Annotated in this window: 2 protein-coding genes; both read right to left on the minus strand. The window is 58.3% G+C overall.

Annotated elements, in window-relative coordinates:
* Positions 1-295 (minus strand): energy-coupling factor ABC transporter substrate-binding protein (locus CW742_RS15015; RefSeq protein ID WP_292421800.1); only part of this gene is annotated, 295 nt, incomplete at its 3' end.
* A partial coding sequence (locus CW742_RS15020; protein ID WP_292421803.1) for an energy-coupling factor ABC transporter permease occupies positions 295-876 on the minus strand: 582 nt, incomplete at its 5' end. The genes CW742_RS15015 and CW742_RS15020, both read right to left, overlap by 1 nt.

Raw genomic sequence — 876 nt, forward strand, 5'->3', positions numbered from 1 at the left:
CCTGTTTTTGACCCAGCCAGAACCCAAACACCCCGCCGATCAGGATTCCTCCGATCGCTGCCTGGAGCGCAAAGAGGCAGGATTCGATCTCGCCGCTTGGCGGTTCCCACTGCGGAACGATGGGGGTAAATTCGTCTTCGGGGATGCCGGAGAGTTCCGACACGAGCGAGGATCCGACCGTGTCCGAACCGGCAAACTCGGCATCGCTCAAATTCGAGCTGGTGAACAGAAAGATCCCGCACAAGCCAAGGATTGCAAGCACCGCAAGAACTTCCAGCGTGTATTTGAATGCCATCAGAACTCACCCCGCGCGGCATTGATCTTCTCTTCTGAGAAGATCTTCAGCCGTATGAGAATATCCGGTTTCAGTGCAACGATATACTTGAACACCAGGGCAAGCACCACACCCTCGACAATGGCGAGCGGTACCTGCGTGATTGCAAAGATGGAGAGAAACATCACAAACGAGCTGGCAACCCCTCCGGTCTCGGCAGGGTATGCAAGCGCAAGTTCAAGCGAGGTGGTGATGTACGTGAACATATCGGCAAGCGCGGTTGCAAGGAACACCGTCACGAACATGTTCACCCGCGTATCACGCAGCCCACGGTACACAAGATACCCGGCGAGCGGCCCGACAATCCCCATCGAGACGATGTTCGCCCCGAGAACCGAGAGACCCCCGTGGGCCAAAAAGAGGCTCTGGAACAGGAGCACGATCGCGCAGACAACCGCGGTTATCCATGGCCCGAACGAGATAACCGAGAGCCCGGTACCGGTCGGGTGGGAGCAGCTGCCGGTCACGGACGGGAGCTTGAGGGACGAGAGGATGAAGATGAACCCGCCGGTCACACCAAGCAGGGGCAGCGCATCGCGGTC

It is taken from the genome of Methanoregula sp. (assembly GCF_002835825.1).
Lineage (GTDB): Archaea > Halobacteriota > Methanomicrobia > Methanomicrobiales > Methanospirillaceae > Methanoregula.